This is a genomic window from Mesorhizobium escarrei (assembly GCF_935825525.1).
In the GTDB taxonomy this organism is placed as follows: Bacteria; Pseudomonadota; Alphaproteobacteria; order Rhizobiales; family Rhizobiaceae; genus Mesorhizobium; species Mesorhizobium escarrei.
The window spans coordinates 1-20,026 of record NZ_CAKXZT010000079.1 but is presented as its reverse complement, the minus strand read 5'-3'; the positions used below and the strand labels follow the sequence as shown (position 1 = coordinate 20,026).

Below are 20,026 nucleotides of genomic sequence, written 5' to 3'. Positions count from 1 at the left end.
TATGGCCGATAAGCAAGCCGCCGAACAATTAAAAAACGTCAGGGCAACGGCTCTCTTTGGAATGGCTTGACCCGGATCGATGTTCCGGTGACCGCAAATCGCGATCTTGTAGTACGATGCGCGACCTTTTTAACGAAATCGGTATTGTCACGTCAGCGCCGGTTTCGCGTCGCGAATTGATGCGCTATGCAGCGGATAAGCCAGCAAGATGCGCAAATGCGGCAGCCAGTGAGGGGTTGATGAGCGAGATCGAACGCGAAAGCATGGAATTCGACGTGGTCATCGTCGGCGCCGGTCCGGCCGGCCTCGCCGCCGCGATCCGTCTCAAGCAGGTCAATCCCGAGCTTTCCGTCGTCGTCCTGGAAAAGGGTGGCGAAGTCGGTGCCCACATCCTATCCGGCGCCGTCGTCGATCCGATCGGCATCGACCGGCTGCTGCCGGGCTGGCGTGACGAGGAGGGACATCCGTTCAAGACGCCGGTCACTGCAGACCATTTCCTGGTCCTCGGCCCCGCCGGTTCGTTCCGTCTGCCCAATATCCTGATGCCGCCGCTGATGAACAACCACGGCAATTACATCGTTTCGCTCGGCAATGTCTGTCGCTGGCTGGCGACCAAGGCCGAGGCGCTTGGCGTCGAGATCTATCCGGGCTTTGCCGCCGTGGACCTCATTTACAGTGACGAGGGCGCGGTCACAGGCGTTGTCACCGGCGACATGGGCGTCGAGAAGGATGGCACGCATGGCCCGGGCTTCGCGCCGGGCATGGCGCTGATGGGTAAATATGTGCTGATCGGCGAGGGCGCGCGCGGCTCGCTGGCCAAGCAGCTGATCGCCAAGTACCATCTTTCCGACGGTCGCGAGCCCGGCAAATACGGCATCGGTCTCAAGGAGCTCTGGCAGGTCAAGCCGGAGAACCATCGGCCAGGCCTTGTCCAGCACTCCTTCGGCTGGCCGCTTGACATGAAGACCGGCGGCGGCTCCTTCCTCTACCATCTGGAGGACAACCAGGTCGCGGTCGGCTTCGTCGTCCACCTCAACTACAACAACCCCTATCTGTCGCCGTTCGACGAGTTCCAGCGCTTCAAGACCCACCCGGCGATCAGGGGCACGTTCGAGGGCGCAAAGCGGCTGGGCTATGGCGCCCGTGCCATCACCGAGGGTGGCTGGCAGTCGGTGCCGAAACTGTCCTTCCCGGGCGGCGCGCTGATTGGGTGCGCTGCCGGGTTCGTCAACGTGCCGCGCATCAAGGGTTCGCACAATGCCGTGCTCTCCGGAATGCTGGCGGCCGAGCATGTCGCCGAGGCGATCGGTGCCGGCCGCGGCAATGACGAATTGGCTTCCTACGAGGCGGCATGGCGGGCGACCGACATCGGCAGGGATTTGAAGAAGGTGCGCAACGTCAAGCCATTGTGGTCGCGCTTCGGCACCGTCGTCGGCGTCGGCATAGGCGGCCTCGACATGTGGTTGAATTCGCTGTTCGGGTTCTCGCCTTTTGGCACGCTGAAGCACGGCAAGGCCGATTATGCGACGCTGGAGCCGGCCGCCAAGCATAAGAAGATCGCCTATCCGAAGCCGGATGGCGTGCTCACCTTCGACCGCCTGTCCTCGGTGTTCCTCTCCAACACCAACCACGAGGAAAACGAGCCTGTCCATCTGGTGGTCGCGGATATGGACCTGCAGCAGCGTTCCGAACACGATGTCTATGCCGGGCCCTCGACACGCTACTGCCCGGCCGGCGTCTACGAATGGGTCGACAAGGATGGCAACGCCGCCGCCGATCTCGCAGCGAAGGACGTGCGCTTCGTCATCAATGCGCAGAACTGCGTCCACTGCAAGACCTGCGACATCAAGGACCCGAACCGAAACATAACCTGGGTGCCGCCGCAAGGAGGCGAAGGACCTGTCTACCAGAATATGTAGTCCGCCAGAACGGCTGCCGGCCGTCTCGACGTTACCAAATGAAAGCCCGTAAAGCCTATTATATGTGCGGCGTCTAAAAGAAGTTGAAGCGGCGCGGCGCTTGTGGTTCCCTTTCCTCCTGACCCGGGGAGATGACCATGCGCCTGGCGGTTCTGACGTGCCTTGTGGCGATTGGTGGCTTGTGCGGCTTCGCGCCGTCGGCGTTGGCTGACACGAAGGTGCTGGTCAAGACCCGGAGCTATGACATCACTGGAACCACGGGCGCCGCCCTGATCGAAGCTATGGACCGCAACGGTCCGAAGCGGCACGGCTTCATGACGCACGCCATCGCGCTGACCGCCTATACCGTAAACTGGGACCTTGACGTCATAAGGGATGGTGGTGTCTGCCGTCTGCGGCAGGCCAATGGCACACTCGATCTCACCTACACCTTGCCGCGTTTGGCCTCAGCCGCGACACCGGCGCTGCAGAAGCGCTGGAAGCGGTTTTTCGCGGGCGTTCGTGCTCACGAGCATAACCATGGCCGCATCGCCAAGACAATGATGCGGGCGACCGAAAGATCGATCACTGGACTGGAGTTCGCCGACAACTTGTTTTGCAGCAAGACGCACCGCGAGGCGAGGCGCCGGATCAAGGCCGTCTATGCCGAATACGAGGCGAAACAGAACGCCTTCGACGCGCGCGAGCATCGCGACGGCGGCCATGTCGAGCACCTCATCAGGGCGCTGTTGCGCAAGCAGTAATGCATGTCGCGCAAAAGCATGCCCTCGAGGGTGCGCAGCGGTTTTGCGGTAACGACATGCATGAAACCAAGAACTTAAAGCGCGTCGCATGAATCCATGCGGCCCGACGCGCTTTAGGGGCTCAGCTTCGGGTCCTGCCGTTCTGTCTCACAGATGCCGTCGCGGTTTCGTGTTCGTCGACCGGCTTCTTCTGTTCCGGCCTGAGCGAGAACTCCACCATCACCGGAAGATGGTCGGAGCCGGTGTTTTCCAGCCCCGACACCGAATGGATGAGAACCGCGCCCTTGCTGAAAACAAGGTCGATCGGCAGGCCGGCGAAGCGCAGGAATTCCGGCAGCTTGATAGGGAGCCAGGTCGGCCCCGGCGAAGGCGCCACGGTCAGCTTGCCAAGACTTGCGACGCGCCGGACGGCGGCGCTCCACGGCACGGCATTGCAGTCGCATGCCATGATCGATGTCTCGCCGAGCGAGGCGAACTCCCCCGACAATCCGCCGATCTGCCGTGGCTGGTTGCGCGGCCATGGCCAGGTGAGGTGCAAGGCGGCGACGTCGACGTCGGTTCCGCCGAAATCGACCGTCGCCATGGCCATCGCGCCGCGGCCATCGCAGCGCGGTTGCGTGGTGGCGGCAAACGGCCGTCTGGACAGCAGCGCAACGCCGAACACGCCATTGGGGTAGGGGCAGAGGATCCGGTGGGGGTAGGCGCTGGCGAGAAGGCCAAGCTTCGCCTTCCACATGTCGGACACCTCGTTGAGCGTGATCACATCAGGCTGGGTCCGGCCGATCAGCGACAGTACTTTTTCAGGCGTTGGATTGTTGAACCGCAGGTTCATCTGCAGCAGGCGGTAGACCGCTTGGTCACCGGGGTGGACCGCGTGATCACCGGGGTAGACCGATTGGTCGCCGGCCTCGGCTTCGTAGGCTGCCTGGACCGGCCACAGGCGGGGCACCGACAGGGCGTCCGAGGTGGTGGCAAAGGCAGCCACCGCAAAGAGCAGCGCCGTGGCCGCCTGCAGGCGAAACGAGGTCGCCAGCAGCGGCAGCGCGCAAAGCGCCATCAGCACGGCAAGATGGACGCGGAAATGAGCGAAGGAATCGAAGGCCGGATGCAGCGTTCCGAAAAACCCGGCCACCAGCGCAAACGAGAAGACGAGCATTGCTACGAATGCCGCCGACATTATCATCTTTCGAGCGCGTGCCATCTACTTTGCTTATCGGCAGAAATGCAGCCCAAATCAAGCTTACGAGATGCTCTGCCGCGCTGTTGCCAAGGTCGCAGGCCGAGCGGTGCTACTGGAACGCCGTCTCCGAAAAGCTTCTGAGCTTGCGCGAATGCAACCGTTCCATCGGCATCTCGGCCAGTTTTTCCATCGCTCTGATGCCGATGGTCAAATGCTGTGCCACCTGCCGCTTGTAGAATTCGGTCGCCATGCCTGGCAGCTTCAATTCGCCATGCAGGGGCTTGTCGGAGACGCAAAGCAGCGTACCGTAGGGTACGCGGAAGCGGAAGCCATTGGCGGCGATCGTCGCCGACTCCATGTCGAGCGCGATCGCCCGTGATTGCGACAGCCGCTGCACCGGCCCACGCTGGTCGCGCAACTCCCAGTTGCGGTTGTCGATGGTGGCAACGGTGCCAGTGCGCATGATACGCTTGAGGTCATAGCCGGAAAGGCCGGTGACTTCGGCGACTGCCTCCTGCAGCGCCACCTGGATTTCGGCCAGCGGCGGGATCGGCACCCAGACCGGAAGGTCGTCGTCCAGAACATGATCTTCCCGCACATAGGCATGCGCCAGCACATAGTCGCCCAGCGCCTGGCTGTTGCGCAGGCCGGCGCAATGGCCGAGCATCACCCAGGCATGCGGCCTGAGCACCGCTATGTGGTCGGTGATCGTCTTGGCGTTTGAGGGGCCGACTCCGATATTGACCATGGTGATGCCGCCATGGTTCGGCTTCTTCAGATGATAGGCCGGCATCTGCGGCAGGCGAAGCGGCGCCACGCCATGGCTGGGCGCGCTCTGTCCAGCCTTGGTGACGACGTTTCCCGGTTCGACGAATTCGACGTATCCGCCGCCGCCTTTCGCCATCAGATCGTGCGCACGGGCGACGAATTCGTCGATGTAGAACTGGTAATTGGTGAACAGCACGAAATTCTGGAAATGCTGGGGACTGGTCGCCGTGTAGTGCGACATCCGGTGCAGCGAGTAGTCGATGCGTTGCGCCGTGAACGCCGCCAATGGCCTGGCTTCGCCTAGCGCAACTTCGAACGTGCCGTTGGCGATCTGGTCGTCGGTGCCGTCGAGATCCGGCACGTCGAACAGGTCACGGATCGGCCGCCTGATGCGCTCGGCTGCCGCGCCGTCGACATGGGAGCCTTCCAGGAACGCGAAATGCAGCGGAATGGGCGTCGTCGATTCTGAAACCGTGACCGGAACGCCGTGATTGCGCATGATCAGGCGAAGCTGTTCGATGAGATAGCGTTCGAAAAGGGCGGGCTGGGTTATGGTGGTCGAGAAATGCCCGGGCGTCGGCATATGGCCGTAAGCCTGCCGCGAGTCGATCTGGGTGAACGAAGTCGTGGTGACACCGACCTCCGGATAAAACGCCCGGTAGCGCTTGTTGTTGTTGCCGCCTGCGGCGAGCGCCGTAAACGAATCGCGCAGGAATTTGGTGTTGCGGTCGTAGAGCGCCTGCAAGGCCGCGACGGCCTTTCCTGCATCATTGAAGATCTGCCGGCCAAACGGCTCCGGCATCACGACTGAGTCTATGGCTTGGGGATAGATTCGCTTTTCCATGACCCAATATAGAGGCTTGGAGATGCGGTTGGGAGGGGGCCGAAGGGTCGTTTTTATTTTGAATGGTTTCGATGAAGGCAGATTGCCTAACCACGCCGCAGGCTGACCAACAGCACAAACCCGACGCCGGTCTTCTTCAGCGCTGGCGCTTCGATCATCAAGTCGGCATCGGCGCGCATCGTGGGCACGGCCAGAACCGGCGCTGCAAGAACCATCAGGATGAGCGTCGCCCGCGGCACAAGCCGAAGGGTGTTGAGGGCGTTGGCGACGATGCGGTTCATGGCTTGTTGCTTCTCTCTGAGGGTTTTTGTCGGCGTCAATGGCGAAGGTGGCTCGGGCAACCGAACCGGCAGGAATTGGCCTGGTCCCAGTTGCGGGCCGGGCGCCCCTCGGCAACCAGGATGGCGAACGACATGCCGAACAGGCTCATCAGCAGGCAGACGATGGTGAAGCGGCGGGCGAACATGGCGTGGTTCTCCTTCAACACGCATGAGAATGCCCTGATGCAACTGAACCGGTTCTGATGCCGGCGTTCATCTGCGGTTCAAATTTAGACGGAGTGCCGGCTGCCAACCGTCCACCAAATCTTGCCGACCCAAATCTCGCCGACAGGGGACGAAGGATGCGCAAAAATTGCTGTTAGGGCGCAGTAGGCGCAGCCCGCGCGATCGATCGGTGGCCCAAACACAGAGGCGCGAACAAAAACGGGGCCTTCGCGGCCCCGTTTTCATTTTGGTGCAGTCGAAACGATCAGAGCTTGTGCCAGGTCTGGCTCCTACAGATCAGCCCGCCGAGTACGCAGCCGCTCATCTTGAGCGAAGCGCCTGAGACCGAGGCCTTGCCCGAATAGGTCTTGTCGGTCTCCGGGTCGGTTATCGTCCCAGTATATTTGTTGGCGCCGGACACCTTGAACGAACCGATGCGCTTGCCGGCAAACTTGCCAGATTTGAGCGTGATGGAAAATGCGCCGCCGCCGCCCGCGATGGCGGCGGTCGAACCGGCTTGCGTTTTCCAGTTGCCTTCGATCGGGTCGGCCCAAGCCGTGCCGGCCATGATCAATGTGGCCGCAACGGCCATGCTGATTTTGCGAAACATGTTTCTCCTCCCTGTGGGACATCCGGACGGATGTTGCGCCCCGCCAGTCTGCCTCTTACGCAAACGTAAGCTAATCCACCTCCCGGCAAAACAAAAGCGGTGCCGCTGCGGAAGACTTCGGGATTTTCCGGCCGCCCGAAGCGGTCTGGTCAGCGAGAAATGAAACGCCTTGCGTGCTGGCTTTGTCTCCCGTGGTTAGCGGAGTCTTGATTTTCGCCTCGCAAATTTTCGTCAATTTTAGCCCAAACCGGCGCAATTGCTGGTTTTGCATCGTTAATGAATTTCCGCGTTTACCTCTTGTTTTAGCTTTGTTTTCCTCAAATTAAGCACGACGTTTAACGACGGATTCAAGCCTTCGGTTCATTCTCGAAAGCATCGAAAGAGCGGCCGCCCCAAGGGTCTCCAAGGGACAGAACGACGCAGCTCTCGGGAGCCTGACAGGGGCTAGAACAGGGGATTGAAATGGCACGTTTTGAAATGCCTGAAGCCGGCTTCGGCGCCATGGGGGCAACTGCCCAGGCCGACATTCTTTTCGAACTGGGCATGATGTATGCGACCGGCCGCGATTGCGAGACCGATGTCGTCGCCGCCCACAAATGGTTCAACATCGCTGCGATCAAGGGCTCGGTCCGGGCAGCGGAACTGCGCTCGGAACTGTCGGCGGCCATGTCGAAGGTCGAGATCGCCAGGGCGTTGCGCGAAGCCCGCGAATGGATGACGATGCACTAAGTCTGACCTGAGTTCATCAGGCCCTCAGTTCATCGGGCCTCTTCGTTCATCAGGCATTGAGATCACTGACAGGGACGCTTCAAGGCCGCGCAAGACGGCCGGACCGGCAAGACCAAGGCCGCGCAAGACGGCCGGACCAACAATGACAAGAACGCTGCAGACCGGATACGGCCAAGCTGCGCGACGGACAGGGAAGGCGAGCGGTTTTCGGGGCGCGCGTGGGAGCGTTCGGGATTGTTCGATCGACAAATGCCGCGACCGGCCGGAACAAGGCCGGCGCGGCTTTTGCGTCTTCGGACCATGATCCCAAAAGTGGAAACCGGTTTTTGGAAAAAGATCATGTCAAACAGAAAGGCGGCAGGCCCAATCGAGTGCCGCCGATGCGCCTAGACAGGCTTGGCGAGGGGTGAAATTCTCCCACCTATTCTGGAAGAGGCGCGGCCGAAGCGGCCGTGCGCGAGTGGAGGAGTTGTATCGCCATGAAAAAGTTGGTTATTTTGAGCGCGGCCATCGTCGGCCTGGTGATGAGTGCGCCGGTTGCCATCGCCGAAGACATCACCTTTTCGGTGGTCGGACCGATGACGGGACAGCTTGCCACCATCGGCGATCAGTTCAAGCAGGGCGCGCAAGCCGCCGCCGATGCGATCAACGCCGCCGGCGGCGTCGACGGCCGCCAGATCAAGCTCGACGTCCAGGATGACCAGTGCGATCCGAAGCAGGCGGTTTCGGTCGCCAACCGCATCGTCGCCAACGGCGTCAAGTTCATCGATGGCCATGCCTGCTCGGGCTCGAGCATCCCGGCCTCGGCCGTCTATGCCGAAGCCGGTGCGCTGATGATGAGTCCGGCTTCGTCGAACCCAGAGCTGACGGACGCGGCGGCGAAAGCCGGCTGGCCGACGATCATGCGCCTTTACACGCGCGACGATGCGCAAGGCGCCTTCATCGGTCCATGGATCGCCAAGAAATACGCCGGCAAGAAGGTCGTCATCATGCATGACAAGAGCGCCTATGGGCAGGGCGTGGCCGACGCCGTCAAGGCAACGATGAACCAGAACGGTCTCAAAGAGATCCTCTACGAGGGCATCAACGCCGGCGAAAAGGACTACTCGGCGCTTGTCACCAAGCTCAAGGAGCTGAAGGCGGATGTGGTCTATTTCGGCGGCTACCACCCAGAGGCCGGCCTCATCCTTCGCCAGTCGGCGGAACAGAACTTCAAGTTCCAGCTGATCATGCCGGACTCGATTGCCACGCCGGAATTCTGGCAGGTTGCCGGCCCGGCCGGCGAAGGCACCATGTTCGTCTTCCCGTCGGATCCGCAGGCGAAGCCCGAAGCCAAGCAGGCTATCGAAAAGATCAAGGCGGGCGGCTTCGTGCCCGAGGGCTTTACGCTGTTCTCCTATGCCGTGATCCAGGCCTTTGCCGAGGGTATCAAGCGCGCCGGCAGCGACGACCCGGCCAAGGTTGCCGAAGCGTTGAAGAACGGTGAGCCGATCAGCACCGTCGTCGGCCCTGTCACTTTCGATGAAAAGGGCGACCTCAAGAATGTCAGCTACGACATCAACCAGTGGCACGACGGCAAATACGCGCCGATCAAGCCGTAATGGCTGGCGTCGCCTAGCGATTATCGGAGATGGCCGGGGCAGATCCGGCCATTTTCATTTTGGGCATGCGTTTGTGGAGCGTGTCTTCCGACGTCGCCTCGTGGATGAACAGCGGTCAGCTGTGGGCTTCCTCGGCAAAACGCACCAGCACCGTCCCGTCGGTGACCTGCGCGCCCTCTGTTGCGATCTCGGCGATCGTCCCGTCATGAGTGGCGGAAATCGTGTGCTCCATCTTCATCGCTTCCAGGATCAAAAGCGGCTGGCCCTTGATGACGGCTTCGCCTTTTGCCGCGCGCACCAGCTTGACCAGACCCGGCATCGGCGCGCGCAGGCTGTCGGCGCCGGCGGCGATTTCGTCGGCCTTTGCCAACGGGTCCGGCACCGCGAAGCTGTAGCCGACAGCACCCGAAAAGACTGTGACATGACCTGGCCAGCTGGCGAGGCGACGGGCAGCGCGAAGATCAAGCGCGCTGTCATAAGGTGCGTCCAGTGCCACTTGGAAGCGCCCGTCCGGCCGCATCGACACAAGCGCGAGGATATCGTCCTCTCCGTAGCGAAGCCGCGTGCGCCGCGTGATCGCGTGGAAATGCGCATAGCCGGCAAGCGACGACCACGGATCGCGGGTCGGCGCCTGACCCTCGGCGCCGGACGCCGCAAGCGCGGCCGCGGCGACGATCTCGCTGCTCGGCGGCGGCACTGCGGTCAGCGCTTGCTGGTGCCTGTCGATCAGCCCGGTGTCGACGTCGCCTGCCGAAAAATCCGCGTCAGCGGCGAGGGCGGCGAGAAAGGCGGTGTTGACGGTCGAGCCGGCGATCTCCGTCTGCGAAAGAGCTGCGCCCAGGGCTCCGAGCGCCGCCTGCCTGCCCTTGCCGTGCACGACCACCTTGGCGATCATCGGGTCGTAGAAGGGCGAGATAGCATCGCCGGTCCGCACGCCGGTCTCGATCCGCATGCTGGCGCCCTCGGGCGCTGTATCCGGAAACTTCAGGTGATGCAGCGTGCCGGTCGCCGGCAAAAAACCCTTTGCCGCGTCCTCGGCATAGATGCGCGCCTCGAAGGCGTGTCCGGAGAGCGTGATCTCACTCTGTGTCTTCGGCAGCTTTTCGCCGGACGCCACCCGCAACTGCCACTCGACCAGGTCGGTGCCGGTGACCATTTCGGTGACGGGGTGCTCGACCTGCAGGCGGGTGTTCATTTCCATGAACCAGAAGCGGTCGGCCTTCAGCCCTTGCGAGGCGTCGACGATGAACTCGATGGTGCCGGCGCCGGAATAGTTGATCGCCTTGGCGGCCTTCACCGCCGCCTCCGTCATCGCCTTGCGCAATGCCGGCGTCATGCCGGGGGCGGGGGCTTCCTCGATGACCTTTTGGTGGCGGCGCTGCGCCGAGCAGTCGCGCTCGTAGAGATGCACGACATTGCCGAAGATATCGCCGAAAACCTGAACCTCGATGTGGCGCGGCTTCTCGACATATTTCTCGACCAGGACGCGGTCGTCGCCGAAAGCGGCCTTGGCCTCGCGCCGCGCACCCGACAGCGCCTCGGAAAAGTCGTCGGGATGTTCGACGCGCCGCATGCCCTTGCCGCCGCCACCGGCGCGCGCCTTGATCAGCACGGGATAGCCGATCTCGCGTGCCTTGGAGGCGAGCAGCACGATCTCCTGCGCCTCGCCGTGATAGCCTGGCACGACCGGCACGCCGGCCTTCTCCATCAGCCGCTTGGCCGCGTCCTTCAGCCCCATGGCGCGGATCGAGGCGGCCGACGGGCCGATGAAGACGAGCCCGGCCGCTGTCACCTGATCGACGAAATCAGGGTTTTCCGACAGAAAACCGTAGCCGGGATGGATGGCTTCGGCGCCGGTGGCCAAAGCCGCCGCGACAATCCTGTCGCCGCGCAGATAACTTTCGCCGACAGGCGAGGGGCCGATATGCACCGCCTCGTCGGCCTTCTCGACATGCAAGGCGCCCGCGTCGGCGTCGGAATAGACGGCAACACTGCGCACGCCCAGCTTACGTGCCGTGTGGATCACCCGGCAAGCGATCTCGCCGCGGTTGGCGATCAGGATTTTGGCGAACATGGGACCTCCAAAGCCAGAGCTTACCGCCAACGGCGCGAATGCTCCTTCACCCGAGCTGTGGCAACACCCTGCTTTGCGGTCCGGCCGTTGTCAAAGGATCGGTAAGCCAGGCCTGCCTACGTCTGAAAACGTTGCAGTTTCATCTTCGCCCGTCCCACTGGTATTTGCGCCCGTCGCTGCTGCAACCTATTTGGAGGCGGCGATGGCGCAGCCGCCGGCCGTGGTCTTGAGCTTCCACCTCGTCAAGCCGGCCTGGCAATTTCGCAACGCAATCTCTTCCGCGGCCTGTTGCGAGGGTGCGTTGAGCTTGGAGCCACAGATGATATAGAGGTCGCTGACGCGCGAATAGAAGGTCGTCGCATAGGCCGAATGGCCGCTGGCCGCGACATAGGCTTTGTAGGCCTTCGGGCAATCTCCGGTCGAACCTGGCGGAAAATTGACGGCGAAACGGCCGTCGCCTTTGTTCCCCGCCAGCGATTCCGCCGCTCCCACGCCAGGCGCTACTAATATAAGCAACCCCGCAAGTACCGACACAGTTGTTTTATGAAATATCTGCAGTCTCATCTTCGCCCAATCCCCATTGGTATTTGCGATAAGCAATAACCGCGATTCTTTCGTCTGGCCAGATCGGGGAATTAAAATAAGTGTGAAAACTATGAAGGGATTTTCTTACCTATGCCGTTCGCGCTCTGTCAGGCGCAGCAACGCCTGCTGGTATAGTTCCGCCGTTCGCTGTTCGAAGCAGCAGAAAATGACGGTTTCCGGAACCGCGTTGTGGCTGATAAAGGCGCTCACGGTGCCAATGGCGATCTGCGTCGCCCGGTCCTTTGGATACCGGTATACACCGGTCGAGATCGCCGGAAATGCCACGATCTGGCAATCCTTGGCGGCGGCGAGTTCGAGCGACCGGCGATAGCAGGAGGCCAACAGCTCGGCTTCGCCCTTGCCGCCGCCTTGCCAAACCGGTCCGACCGTGTGGATGACATAGCGTGCCGGCAGCCTGTAACCCTTGGTGAGTTTTGCGTCGCCGACCTTGCAGCCATTGAGTGTCCGGCATTCGGCCAGGAGTTCGGGGCCGGCCGCACGGTGAATTGCACCGTCGACGCCTCCGCCGCCCAGAAGTGAGGTGTTGGCGGCGTTGACGATGGCATCGACCGGCAGCTTGGTGATGTCGCCGATATGAACGCGAATCCTGGGGTCGACCTCGCTCATCGTCACATCCTGAACACGCCGAAGCTTGTCTCCTCGATCCCGGCGTTCAGCGCGGCTGATAGGCTGAGCGCCAGCACCTCGCGCGTCTTGGCTGGATCGATGATGCCGTCGTCCCAGAGCCGGGCGGAGGAATACAGCGGGTGGCCTTCATGCTCGTATTTCATCAGGATCGGCTTCTTGAATTTTGCCTCCTCCTCCGCGCTCCATTGCCCGCCCTTGCGCTCGATCCCCTCGCGTTTGACGACGGCCAGCACGGTGGCCGCCTGCTCGCCACCCATCACCGAAATGCGGGCATTCGGCCACATCCATAAGAAGCGTGGCGAATAGGCGCGTCCGCACATGCCGTAATTGCCGGCGCCGAACGAGCCGCCGATGATCATGGTTACCTTCGGCACGCGGGCCGTGGCGACGGCCATCACCAGCTTGGCGCCGTCCTTGGCGATGCCGCCGGCCTCGTATTTTCGCCCGACCATGAAGCCGGTGATGTTTTGCAGGAAGATCAGCGGGATCTTGCGCTGGCAGCACAGCTCGATGAAATGCGCGCCCTTGAGCGCGCTTTCGGAGAACAGCACGCCGTTGTTGGCGATGACGCCGACCGGCATGCCCTCAAGATGGGCAAAGCCGGTGACCAGCGTGGTGCCATAGTTCTGCTTGAACTCGTCGAACTCGGAGCCGTCGACGATGCGCGCGATCACTTCATGGACGTCATAGGGCTGGCGCAGATCCGTCGGCACGATGCCGTAGAGCTCATCGGCTGCATGAAGCGGCGGGGTCGGATCGCGAAGTGCCAGTCCGATCTGCTTCTTTCGATTGAGGTTCCTGACGATGCGGCGCGCGATCGCCAGCGCATGCTCGTCGTCCAGCGCATAATGGTCGGCAACGCCGGAAAGCCGGGTGTGCACATCGGCGCCACCCAGTTCCTCTGCGCTGACATCTTCGCCGGTGGCGGCCTTCACCAGCGGCGGGCCGCCAAGGAAGATGGTGGCCTGGTTGCGCACCATGATCGTCTCGTCCGACATCGCCGGCACATAGGCGCCGCCCGCCGTGCACGAACCCATGACGCAGGCGATTTGCGGAATGCCCGCAGCCGACATGTTGGCCTGGTTGTAGAAGATGCGGCCGAAATGGTCGCGGTCGGGAAACACCTCGTCCTGGTTGGGCAGGTTGGCGCCGCCGCTGTCGACCAGATAGACGCAAGGCAACCTGTTCTGCAGCGCGATCTCCTGGGCGCGCAGATGCTTCTTCACCGTCAGCGGATAATAGGTGCCGCCCTTCACCGTGGCGTCGTTGACAACGACCATGACTTCGGTGCCTTCGACGCGGCCGATACCGGTAATGATGCCGGCCGATGCGATGTCTTCGCCATACATCGACCACGCGGCGAACTGGCCGATCTCGAGGAATGGCGAGCCGGTGTCGAGCAGCTGGGCAAGGCGCTCGCGCGGCAAAAGCTTGCCGCGGCTCTGGTGGCGCTCACGCGCTTCCTCCGAGCCGCCACGCTCGACGGTTGCCACCTTTTCTGCAATGTCGGCGACCAGCGCCCGCATGCGCTCGGCATTGGCGCGGAAGGTGGCGGAGGCGGGTGAGATCTGCGAAGTGAGGGTGGGCATGATGTTACCGGATCAGTTCGATCTTGCAGCCGATATCGAGGTCGCCCCAGTCGCGGTCGGCGGTGACGGCAATGGCATTCTCGCGAATTGCCAGCGCTAGGCAGGCCCGGTCGCCCAGCGACAAGCCGCGATGCCGCGTCAGTTCGCGAAGCTGACCGGCGACGATGCCCATCATTTCATCGAAAACAGCGACCGGCATGCCTAGGCTGGCGAGGTCGTCAGCGGCCTCTTCCATGCTGCGTCCCTTGTCGATCAGCTTGGCGATGACTTCGGCTGCATTGACGGAGCTGCATTGCGCATCCGGCGCGAAACCCAAGGCAATGTCGGTGCCTTTCTCGTTGAGCAGGATCGCAAGCGCCGCCGAGCTGTCCATGACGTAGGGTTTCACTTCGCTCCCTTTCTCGCCGTTCCTTCGGCATGCAGCCGGTCGAAACGCTTGTCGCTTCGGCGCTGTTCTTCCCGCCGCTCCTTCAGAAATTCGTCGACGACACTTTCGCCCGGCTTTTTCAACGCTGACAATTCGGCCTGGACGCGCCTGAGATTTCGAAGCCACGACCTTACCCGCAACTCGCCGTTCTCGACATGAAGGATCAAGTCTTCACCAGGCTTCACGCCCATCTCCTCGCGCATTGCAGCCGGAATGACGAAACGCCCCCCCTCGCCAAGTCTGACGCGCTCGCGTTTCGCTGGCACCCGGAGCGGAGTTTTTTGAGCTTCTGCGTCGAAGCGCGTTTGCGGATTCTCGTCTAACCCAGCCTTTTCCGTTCTCATGGTCCGCCTCGTTCCAGAAATATGTCATATTCTGGAAAATATGGCACAAGTTCTCACGAATGGCAAATTCCGCAGATAGCGCCATTAGACCCCCTCCGCCATGATTTCCCGCCCGATCAGCCAACGGCGGATCTCGCTGGTGCCGGCGCCGATCTCGTAGAGCTTGGCGTCGCGCAGAAGCCGGCCGGTCGGATAGTCGTTGATGTAGCCATTGCCGCCCAGCAGCTGGATGGCGTCGAGCGCCATCTGCGTCGCCTTCTCGGCGGCGAACAGCACACAAGCGGCGGCGTCCTTGCGGCTCGCCTGGCCGCGGTCGCAGGCAGCGGCGACGGCATAGATATAGGCGCGCGCGGCGTTCATCGTCGTATACATGTCGGCGAGCTTGCCCTGCACCAGCTGGAACTCCCCGATCGGCTGACCGAACTGCTTGCGTTGGTGCACATAGGGGACCGCCACATCGAGGCACGCCGCCATCAGCCCGAGCGGGCCGCCGGCGAGCACCGTGCGCTCGTAGTCGAGACCCGACATCAGCACCTCGACGCCACGCCCTTCCTCATGCAGTACATTGTCGAACGGCACTTCGACATCCGAAAAAACCAGTTCGCCGGTGTTGGAGCCGCGCATGCCGAGCTTGTCGAGCTTTTGCGCGACGGAAAATCCGGCCATCGATTTTTCGACGATAAAGGCGGTGATGCCGCGCGACTGGAGCGCCGGATCGGTCTTGGCGTAGACGACCAGTGTTTCGGCATCCGGGCCGTTGGTGATCCACATCTTAGTGCCGTTGAGAACGTAGCGGTCGTTGCGCTTTTCGGCACGCAATTTGAGCGACACGACGTCGGAGCCGGCGCCGGATTCCGACATTGCCAGCGCGCCGACCTTTTCGCCGCTGCACAGCACAGGCAGATATTTTTGCTTCTGCGCCGGCGTTGCCCAGCGATTGATCTGGTTGACGCAGAGGTTGGAATGGGCGCCGTAGGACAGGCCGACCGAGGCCGAGGCGCGCGAAATCTCTTCCATCGCGACGACATGGGCGAGATAGCCCATGCCGGTGCCGCCGAAATCCGGATCGGCGGTGATGCCGAGCAGGCCGAGCCCACCGAGCTCGGCCCACAGATGCGCCGGAAATTCATTCGAGCGGTCGATCTCGGCGGCGATCGGGGCGATCTTGTCCTGGGCGAAGCGCCGCACCAGGTCGCGCAGCGCTTCGATGTCTTCGTCGAGCCCGAAGTTGAGTGTGTGCGTGTACATGCCTTTCCTCCCGGCGCACGGCCCCGAAATTCAATTTCGGGAAGGGCGCAAAATCAAAATGCTACAGCGTCCTTTGCTCGCCGGCTGCGGCGCTGCAGGTCGTTGTCCCGCCATGGGCCTTTGCTCCAACCAGGCGCATCGTCATTGAAAGATATGTGGCGGTTACCTCCGAGATCGATAGCCGCTCGCCCGGCCGGAACCAGACGATAACGCCGGTCATCATCTGGATCAGCGCCATGGCTGTCAGCCCTGTGTCTTCGACGTCGAAGACACCGGCTTCCGCGCCGTCGCGCAAGATGACGCGCAGCTCCTTCTCATAGGCGGTGCGCAGCTTGAGGATCTGCGTCAGGCGGTCATGCGACAGGCTGCGCAATTCCATGTTCGAGACATGGGTGGAATGGCGGCGTTCGATGTGGAAGGCGATGTGGTTTTCGACATAGGCGGCGAGCCGGGTCGCCGGATCGGCCGCGGCCGGGCGCGCCGCGTCCCACGCCTCGATCAGCCCTGCCATGTGCTCGCGCATCAGCGTGAACAACAGGTCTTCCTTGGTCGGAAAATAACGGTAGAGCGCCGCCGCCTGGACGCCGACCTCGGCGGCCAGCTGGCGCATCGACATTGCCTCATAGCCAAGGCGCGCGATCAGGCTGACCGCCGCCTCGCGGACCGCTGCTTCGGTCTTTTCGCCGTCGGAACCGGTCGTGCGCGCCATGGAAACCTCGTTGAGGAGGCGGATAATAAAACGAACGTTCAATTAATTCAAGCAGTGGTCTTCCCTTCTCCCCTTGTGGGAGAAGGTGGATCGGCGCGTAGCGCCGAGCCGGATGAGGGGTGTTGGACGGAGCGCCGTCGGTGCCAAGCTGGAACACCCCTCATCCGACCGAGCTTCGCTCGGCCGCCTTCTCCCACAAGAAGGGGAGAAGGAAGAGCGCGCGTCTGTTCGGCCTTTCAGTTCCCCCGTGCCGCCGCCAGCGCGCCCGGCAGCTGCTCGGCAAAAATGTCGAGCTCGTGGCCGAGGCCGACGCTGACCCGGATGCAGCGGTCGAGAACCGGCACCATCGGCTTGCGGATGAACACATCGCGCGACAGCAGCGCCTGCAGCACCTTCAGCGCAAAGGCGCCGTCGCCGCCGCAGTCCAGAGTGACGAAATTGGTTGCCGAGGGCAGCGGCTTCAGCCCATTGGCCTCGGCGATCTCAGCGATGCGCCGGCGGCCGGAAGCGACCCGCGCCACCACGCTTTGCAGATAGTCCTGATCGTCCAGCGCCTCGACGCCAGCGATCTGCGCCATGCGGCTGACGCCGTAATGGTTGCGGATCTTCTCGAAATCGCGGATCGCCTGGGCGTCGGCCACCGCATAGCCGCAGCGGATGCCGGCCAGCCCGTAGGCTTTCGAGAAGGTGCGCATGCGGATGACGTTCGTCCGCGACACGTCGATTGGCGGCAGCGCCGAGGCCGGGCCCAATTCGCCATAGGCCTCGTCGAGCACCAGCATGGTGGTCTCCGGCAGGGCTTCGATGAAGCGGATGAGCTCCGCAGCCTCCCACCAGCTGCCCATCGGATTGTCCGGGTTGGACAGATAGACCAGCGGCGCATTTTCGTTGCGCACCGCCGCCAACAGGCCGTCGAGGCTTTCCCTGTCGTTCTCGTAAGGCACCGCGACCAGCCGGCCGCCGACGCCGGCAATATGGAAATTGAAGGTCGGATAGGCGCCGAGCGAGGTGACCACCGCGTCGCCCGGCGCCACATGCATGCGCGCCACCAGGCTGAGCAACCCGTCTATGCCTTCGCCGACCACCACGTTTTCGACGCCAACGCCAAGATGCGCGGCAACAGCCAGCTTCAGATCGTGATTGTCTGGATCACAATACATCCACATGTCGCCGGCGATGCCGGCCATGCGGGCGATGACGCGCGGCGAGGGGCCAAAACTGCTCTCATTGGCGCCGATACGGGCGCGAAAGGCGCGACCGCGATCACGCTCCTGCGCCTCCGGGCCGACAAACGGCACCGTCGAAGGTAGCGCGCTGATGATCGGCGTGAGGGGAGGGCGCTGGCGCATGGCAAAGGCTCGCTCGAAAAGGGCCTTCTTGCTAGCGCGGCACAGGTGGCCGCGCAAGCTCCCGCCTTGGCTGGAGCCAGCATGCTGGATTCCCCCCTCACTTTTTGCTAGCGAGATATTTCTTCTTGCAAGCGAGATATCATGAACAATCGACTCCCACCTGCCTGGTCAAAGCACATCAAGCCCGGACCCGCGCCGAAAGCGAAGGTGCCGATAGCGAAGCCTTTAGTGAGCCCGCAGAAAGGCAACGCCCAATCGCGTGCGCAGGCCGACGACGCGCTGCTGAAACAGGCATATGCCTTTCAGCAGGCCAAGCGGCTCGACGAGGCCCAGGACCTATGCCTTCGGGTTCTGGCGCGCACGCCAAACCATCCGCTCGCCTTGTACATTCTGGGGACCATATACCTGGGTTACGATGACGAGAGGGCCTTGCGATATTTCGCACGGGCGGTCGGCGAGGAACCTAAAAACCCATACTACCACCTCAGTCTGGGCGAGGCCTATGTGAAGGTCAGCGAGTATGCGCCAGCAATCAAGCATATGCAGTATGCCCTGGAACTGCAGCCCGGCCTTATCGAAGCACTTTGCGCATTGGGCCTCACCTACACGGCGTTTGACAAGCCCGACATGGCTTTGCCGCTTTACGAGAAGGCGCTGAAAATCAACCGCGATCATCCCAAGGTGCGAGCCGGGCTGGCCGGCGCGCTCAGCGGCCTGGGGCGTATGGATGAAGCCGCCGTCTATCTGAAAGAAGCGATCGATCGCCGTATTGGGGTGCCGGCCGCCTACAACGACCTTGTACAGACGCGAAAGTTCACCGAGGAGCCCGAGGAGCTGCAATCCATCCTTGGTGAACTTGGCAATCCGAAACTTGGTTCGAAAGCCGCGCAGCAACTCCATCACGCCGCCGGCAAGGTGCTGAACGACCTCAAGCGCTATGATGAGGCATTCGACCATTTCAACAGGGCGAAACAGGCCTCCGGCTACAAGTTCGACATAGATTTGTATCGTCGGTGGATCGATTCGATGATTGAAACCTTCACGCCGGACTTTTTGGCTGCCAGGGCCGGCTATGGAAATCCTTCCGAACTGCCCGTGTTCGTGGTTGGCATGCCCCGCTCGGGAACGACGCTCACGGAGCAGATCTGCGCCAGCCATCCCGATGTTCATGGTGCGGGGGAGCTTAGCAAACTAAGGCGGGTCGCGAATGCGATCGGTCTCAAGACATCATCGGCTGGAGATTTGCACCAGCCAGTCACGTCGATTACAGAAGACCTGTCCAGAACCTTGGCCGAAGAGCACCTGTCCTACTTGCGGGAGCGGGCGCCTGCCGCGCTTCGCGTCGTGGATAAGATGCCGCACAATTTTGAACTGATCGGCCTAATCGGGCTTCTCTTCCCCAACGCACGCATCATTCATTGCCGTCGTGACGCCATCGACAATTGCGTCTCCTGCTTTGTTCTCAACTTCAGCGAGGCACACAGCTACAATACCGATCTGAAAACACTAGGCCTGTACTATCGCGAGTATGACCGCCTGATGCAGCATTGGAACGAGGTTTTTCCGGGCCTTATCTTCGAAAACCGCTACGAAACGCTGGTCGAGGACCAGGAAGCCCAGTCACGCCGCCTGATAGATTATCTCGGGCTGCCCTGGGATGACGCCTGCCTGCGCTTTTTCGATCGGGATGGTTCGGTCAACACGCCCAGCCGCTGGCAGGTTCGCCAACCGATTTACAGATCGTCGGTCAAGCGCTGGAAGAATTATGAAAACGAAATTCAGCCGCTGATACAATCGCTGGGCGATCTTGCAGAGATTTGACCGGGGGGATGGTCCGCATTGCGCGGGTCGCGAGGGTCGCAAGCGCATAGGTTCAGCCGATCTTCAGCCACCAGATGCCCGACATCTGCGATTGGCCGCAGGCCACCATGCCTTCGCAGGCGCAGCGACGCCCTATCCTGTTCCGTCCAAGCGCTGCTGCGGTGCAGAATAGTTCGAGACGCTGGAGGGACAGCGCCCCCCTCTGTCCTGCCGGACATCTCCCCCACGAGAGCAGGGCTATCGCATTTGAGTCATGAGCTGGAAGAGATAAGCATCGTTCCAGCCTGCACGCATCATTTTGCCACGCATGGTGTCCTTTTTGCTGTCGGCTCGAAAGGTATTGAGGCAGAAGC

Annotated in this window: 19 protein-coding genes; 5 read left to right on the top strand and 14 right to left on the bottom strand. The window is 62.0% G+C overall.

Annotated elements, in window-relative coordinates; all coding sequences use genetic code 11:
* Positions 1–239 precede the first annotated feature (239 nt).
* Together NMG80_RS05220 and NMG80_RS05215 are read left to right on the top strand one after the other, a co-directional pair.
* Complete coding sequence (locus NMG80_RS05220) at positions 240–1,919, top strand: electron transfer flavoprotein-ubiquinone oxidoreductase (protein ID WP_254017158.1); 1,680 nt, start codon at positions 240–242, stop codon at positions 1,917–1,919.
* Between the two features lie 137 nt (positions 1,920–2,056).
* Positions 2,057–2,662 carry a DUF922 domain-containing protein gene (locus tag NMG80_RS05215; RefSeq protein ID WP_254017157.1) on the top strand — a complete coding sequence of 202 codons (606 nt, stop codon included), beginning with the start codon at positions 2,057–2,059 and terminating at the stop codon, positions 2,660–2,662.
* A gap of 121 nt (positions 2,663–2,783) precedes the next feature.
* Here the strand turns inward: NMG80_RS05215 and NMG80_RS05210 are convergent, their stop codons facing one another.
* From NMG80_RS05210 to NMG80_RS05190, 5 genes are all read right to left on the bottom strand, one after another.
* A complete protein-coding gene (locus tag NMG80_RS05210) occupies positions 2,784–3,845 on the bottom strand; it encodes an endonuclease/exonuclease/phosphatase family protein (RefSeq protein WP_254017232.1) in 1,062 nt (353 codons plus the stop codon).
* A gap of 106 nt (positions 3,846–3,951) precedes the next feature.
* Positions 3,952–5,412, bottom strand: a complete 1,461-nt coding sequence (locus NMG80_RS05205; protein WP_254017156.1) for an AMP nucleosidase — start codon at positions 5,410–5,412, stop codon at positions 3,952–3,954.
* Positions 5,413–5,540: 128 nt separating this feature from the next.
* The gene (locus NMG80_RS05200) at positions 5,541–5,735 is read right to left on the bottom strand and encodes a hypothetical protein (protein WP_254017155.1); all 195 of its coding nucleotides are present in this window, start codon (positions 5,733–5,735) and stop codon (positions 5,541–5,543) included.
* A gap of 35 nt (positions 5,736–5,770) precedes the next feature.
* The gene (locus tag NMG80_RS05195) at positions 5,771–5,920 is read right to left on the bottom strand and encodes a hypothetical protein (RefSeq protein WP_254017154.1); all 150 of its coding nucleotides are present in this window, start codon (positions 5,918–5,920) and stop codon (positions 5,771–5,773) included.
* Positions 5,921–6,204: 284 nt separating this feature from the next.
* A complete protein-coding gene (locus NMG80_RS05190; RefSeq protein WP_254017153.1) occupies positions 6,205–6,549 on the bottom strand; it encodes a DUF2147 domain-containing protein in 345 nt (114 codons plus the stop codon).
* Positions 6,550–7,011: 462 nt separating this feature from the next.
* Between NMG80_RS05190 and NMG80_RS05185 the strand changes: the two genes are divergently transcribed.
* Entirely contained in the window at positions 7,012–7,278 is a 267-nt protein-coding gene (locus NMG80_RS05185; RefSeq protein WP_027152750.1) for an SEL1-like repeat protein, read from the top strand.
* Positions 7,279–7,757: 479 nt separating this feature from the next.
* Complete coding sequence (locus NMG80_RS05180) at positions 7,758–8,879, top strand: branched-chain amino acid ABC transporter substrate-binding protein (RefSeq protein WP_254017152.1); 1,122 nt, start codon at positions 7,758–7,760, stop codon at positions 8,877–8,879.
* Between the two features lie 115 nt (positions 8,880–8,994).
* On the opposite strand, the gene NMG80_RS05175 is transcribed toward NMG80_RS05180, so the two are convergent.
* From NMG80_RS05175 to NMG80_RS05135, 9 genes are all read right to left on the bottom strand, one after another.
* Positions 8,995–10,953: an acetyl/propionyl/methylcrotonyl-CoA carboxylase subunit alpha gene (locus NMG80_RS05175; protein WP_254017151.1), complete on the bottom strand. Its 1,959-nt coding sequence runs from the start codon at positions 10,951–10,953 to the stop codon at positions 8,995–8,997.
* A gap of 186 nt (positions 10,954–11,139) precedes the next feature.
* Complete coding sequence (locus NMG80_RS05170) at positions 11,140–11,445, bottom strand: hypothetical protein (RefSeq protein WP_367185924.1); 306 nt, start codon at positions 11,443–11,445, stop codon at positions 11,140–11,142.
* Positions 11,446–11,622: 177 nt separating this feature from the next.
* Positions 11,623–12,165 carry an O-acetyl-ADP-ribose deacetylase gene (locus NMG80_RS05165; protein WP_254017149.1) on the bottom strand — a complete coding sequence of 181 codons (543 nt, stop codon included), beginning with the start codon at positions 12,163–12,165 and terminating at the stop codon, positions 11,623–11,625.
* A gap of 2 nt (positions 12,166–12,167) precedes the next feature.
* Entirely contained in the window at positions 12,168–13,775 is a 1,608-nt protein-coding gene (locus NMG80_RS05160) for a carboxyl transferase domain-containing protein (protein WP_254017148.1), read from the bottom strand.
* 4 nt (positions 13,776–13,779) lie between these two features.
* The gene (locus NMG80_RS05155) at positions 13,780–14,163 is read right to left on the bottom strand and encodes a type II toxin-antitoxin system VapC family toxin (RefSeq protein WP_254017147.1); all 384 of its coding nucleotides are present in this window, start codon (positions 14,161–14,163) and stop codon (positions 13,780–13,782) included.
* Positions 14,160–14,546: an AbrB/MazE/SpoVT family DNA-binding domain-containing protein gene (locus tag NMG80_RS05150; RefSeq protein ID WP_254017146.1), complete on the bottom strand. Its 387-nt coding sequence runs from the start codon at positions 14,544–14,546 to the stop codon at positions 14,160–14,162. The genes NMG80_RS05155 and NMG80_RS05150 overlap by 4 nt, the downstream gene beginning before the upstream one ends.
* Positions 14,547–14,630: 84 nt before the next feature.
* On the bottom strand, positions 14,631–15,794 hold the full coding sequence (locus NMG80_RS05145; RefSeq protein WP_254017145.1) for an isovaleryl-CoA dehydrogenase: 1,164 nt from the start codon (positions 15,792–15,794) through the stop codon (positions 14,631–14,633).
* 61 nt (positions 15,795–15,855) lie between these two features.
* Positions 15,856–16,503: a TetR/AcrR family transcriptional regulator gene (locus NMG80_RS05140; RefSeq protein ID WP_254017144.1), complete on the bottom strand. Its 648-nt coding sequence runs from the start codon at positions 16,501–16,503 to the stop codon at positions 15,856–15,858.
* Between the two features lie 236 nt (positions 16,504–16,739).
* On the bottom strand, positions 16,740–17,852 hold the full coding sequence (locus NMG80_RS05135) for a pyridoxal phosphate-dependent aminotransferase (protein WP_254017143.1): 1,113 nt from the start codon (positions 17,850–17,852) through the stop codon (positions 16,740–16,742).
* 141 nt (positions 17,853–17,993) lie between these two features.
* On the opposite strand from NMG80_RS05135, the gene NMG80_RS05130 reads away from it, so the two are divergent.
* Positions 17,994–19,673, top strand: coding sequence for a tetratricopeptide repeat-containing sulfotransferase family protein (locus NMG80_RS05130; protein ID WP_254017142.1), 1,680 nt, complete (start codon positions 17,994–17,996; stop codon positions 19,671–19,673).
* Positions 19,674–20,026: the final 353 nt, after the last annotated feature.

What these genes read in the sequence shown, in the direction of transcription:
- NMG80_RS05135 (WP_254017143.1), bottom strand. Translation starts at nt 17,852, where the DNA reads ATGCGCCAGCGCCCTCCCCTCACGCCGATCATCAGCGCGCTACCTTCG.
- NMG80_RS05205 (WP_254017156.1), bottom strand. Translation starts at nt 5,412, where the DNA reads ATGCCGGAGCCGTTTGGCCGGCAGATCTTCAATGATGCAGGAAAGGCC.
- NMG80_RS05150 (WP_254017146.1), bottom strand. Translation starts at nt 14,546, where the DNA reads ATGAGAACGGAAAAGGCTGGGTTAGACGAGAATCCGCAAACGCGCTTC.
- NMG80_RS05165 (WP_254017149.1), bottom strand. Translation starts at nt 12,165, where the DNA reads ATGAGCGAGGTCGACCCCAGGATTCGCGTTCATATCGGCGACATCACC.
- NMG80_RS05185 (WP_027152750.1), top strand. Translation starts at nt 7,012, where the DNA reads ATGGCACGTTTTGAAATGCCTGAAGCCGGCTTCGGCGCCATGGGGGCA.
- NMG80_RS05200 (WP_254017155.1), bottom strand. Translation starts at nt 5,735, where the DNA reads ATGAACCGCATCGTCGCCAACGCCCTCAACACCCTTCGGCTTGTGCCG.
- NMG80_RS05210 (WP_254017232.1), bottom strand. Translation starts at nt 3,845, where the DNA reads ATGATAATGTCGGCGGCATTCGTAGCAATGCTCGTCTTCTCGTTTGCG.
- NMG80_RS05190 (WP_254017153.1), bottom strand. Translation starts at nt 6,549, where the DNA reads ATGTTTCGCAAAATCAGCATGGCCGTTGCGGCCACATTGATCATGGCC.
- NMG80_RS05215 (WP_254017157.1), top strand. Translation starts at nt 2,057, where the DNA reads ATGCGCCTGGCGGTTCTGACGTGCCTTGTGGCGATTGGTGGCTTGTGC.
- NMG80_RS05145 (WP_254017145.1), bottom strand. Translation starts at nt 15,794, where the DNA reads ATGTACACGCACACACTCAACTTCGGGCTCGACGAAGACATCGAAGCG.
- NMG80_RS05140 (WP_254017144.1), bottom strand. Translation starts at nt 16,503, where the DNA reads ATGGCGCGCACGACCGGTTCCGACGGCGAAAAGACCGAAGCAGCGGTC.
- NMG80_RS05220 (WP_254017158.1), top strand. Translation starts at nt 240, where the DNA reads ATGAGCGAGATCGAACGCGAAAGCATGGAATTCGACGTGGTCATCGTC.
- NMG80_RS05175 (WP_254017151.1), bottom strand. Translation starts at nt 10,953, where the DNA reads ATGTTCGCCAAAATCCTGATCGCCAACCGCGGCGAGATCGCTTGCCGG.
- NMG80_RS05130 (WP_254017142.1), top strand. Translation starts at nt 17,994, where the DNA reads ATGAACAATCGACTCCCACCTGCCTGGTCAAAGCACATCAAGCCCGGA.
- NMG80_RS05180 (WP_254017152.1), top strand. Translation starts at nt 7,758, where the DNA reads ATGAAAAAGTTGGTTATTTTGAGCGCGGCCATCGTCGGCCTGGTGATG.
- NMG80_RS05160 (WP_254017148.1), bottom strand. Translation starts at nt 13,775, where the DNA reads ATGCCCACCCTCACTTCGCAGATCTCACCCGCCTCCGCCACCTTCCGC.
- NMG80_RS05195 (WP_254017154.1), bottom strand. Translation starts at nt 5,920, where the DNA reads ATGTTCGCCCGCCGCTTCACCATCGTCTGCCTGCTGATGAGCCTGTTC.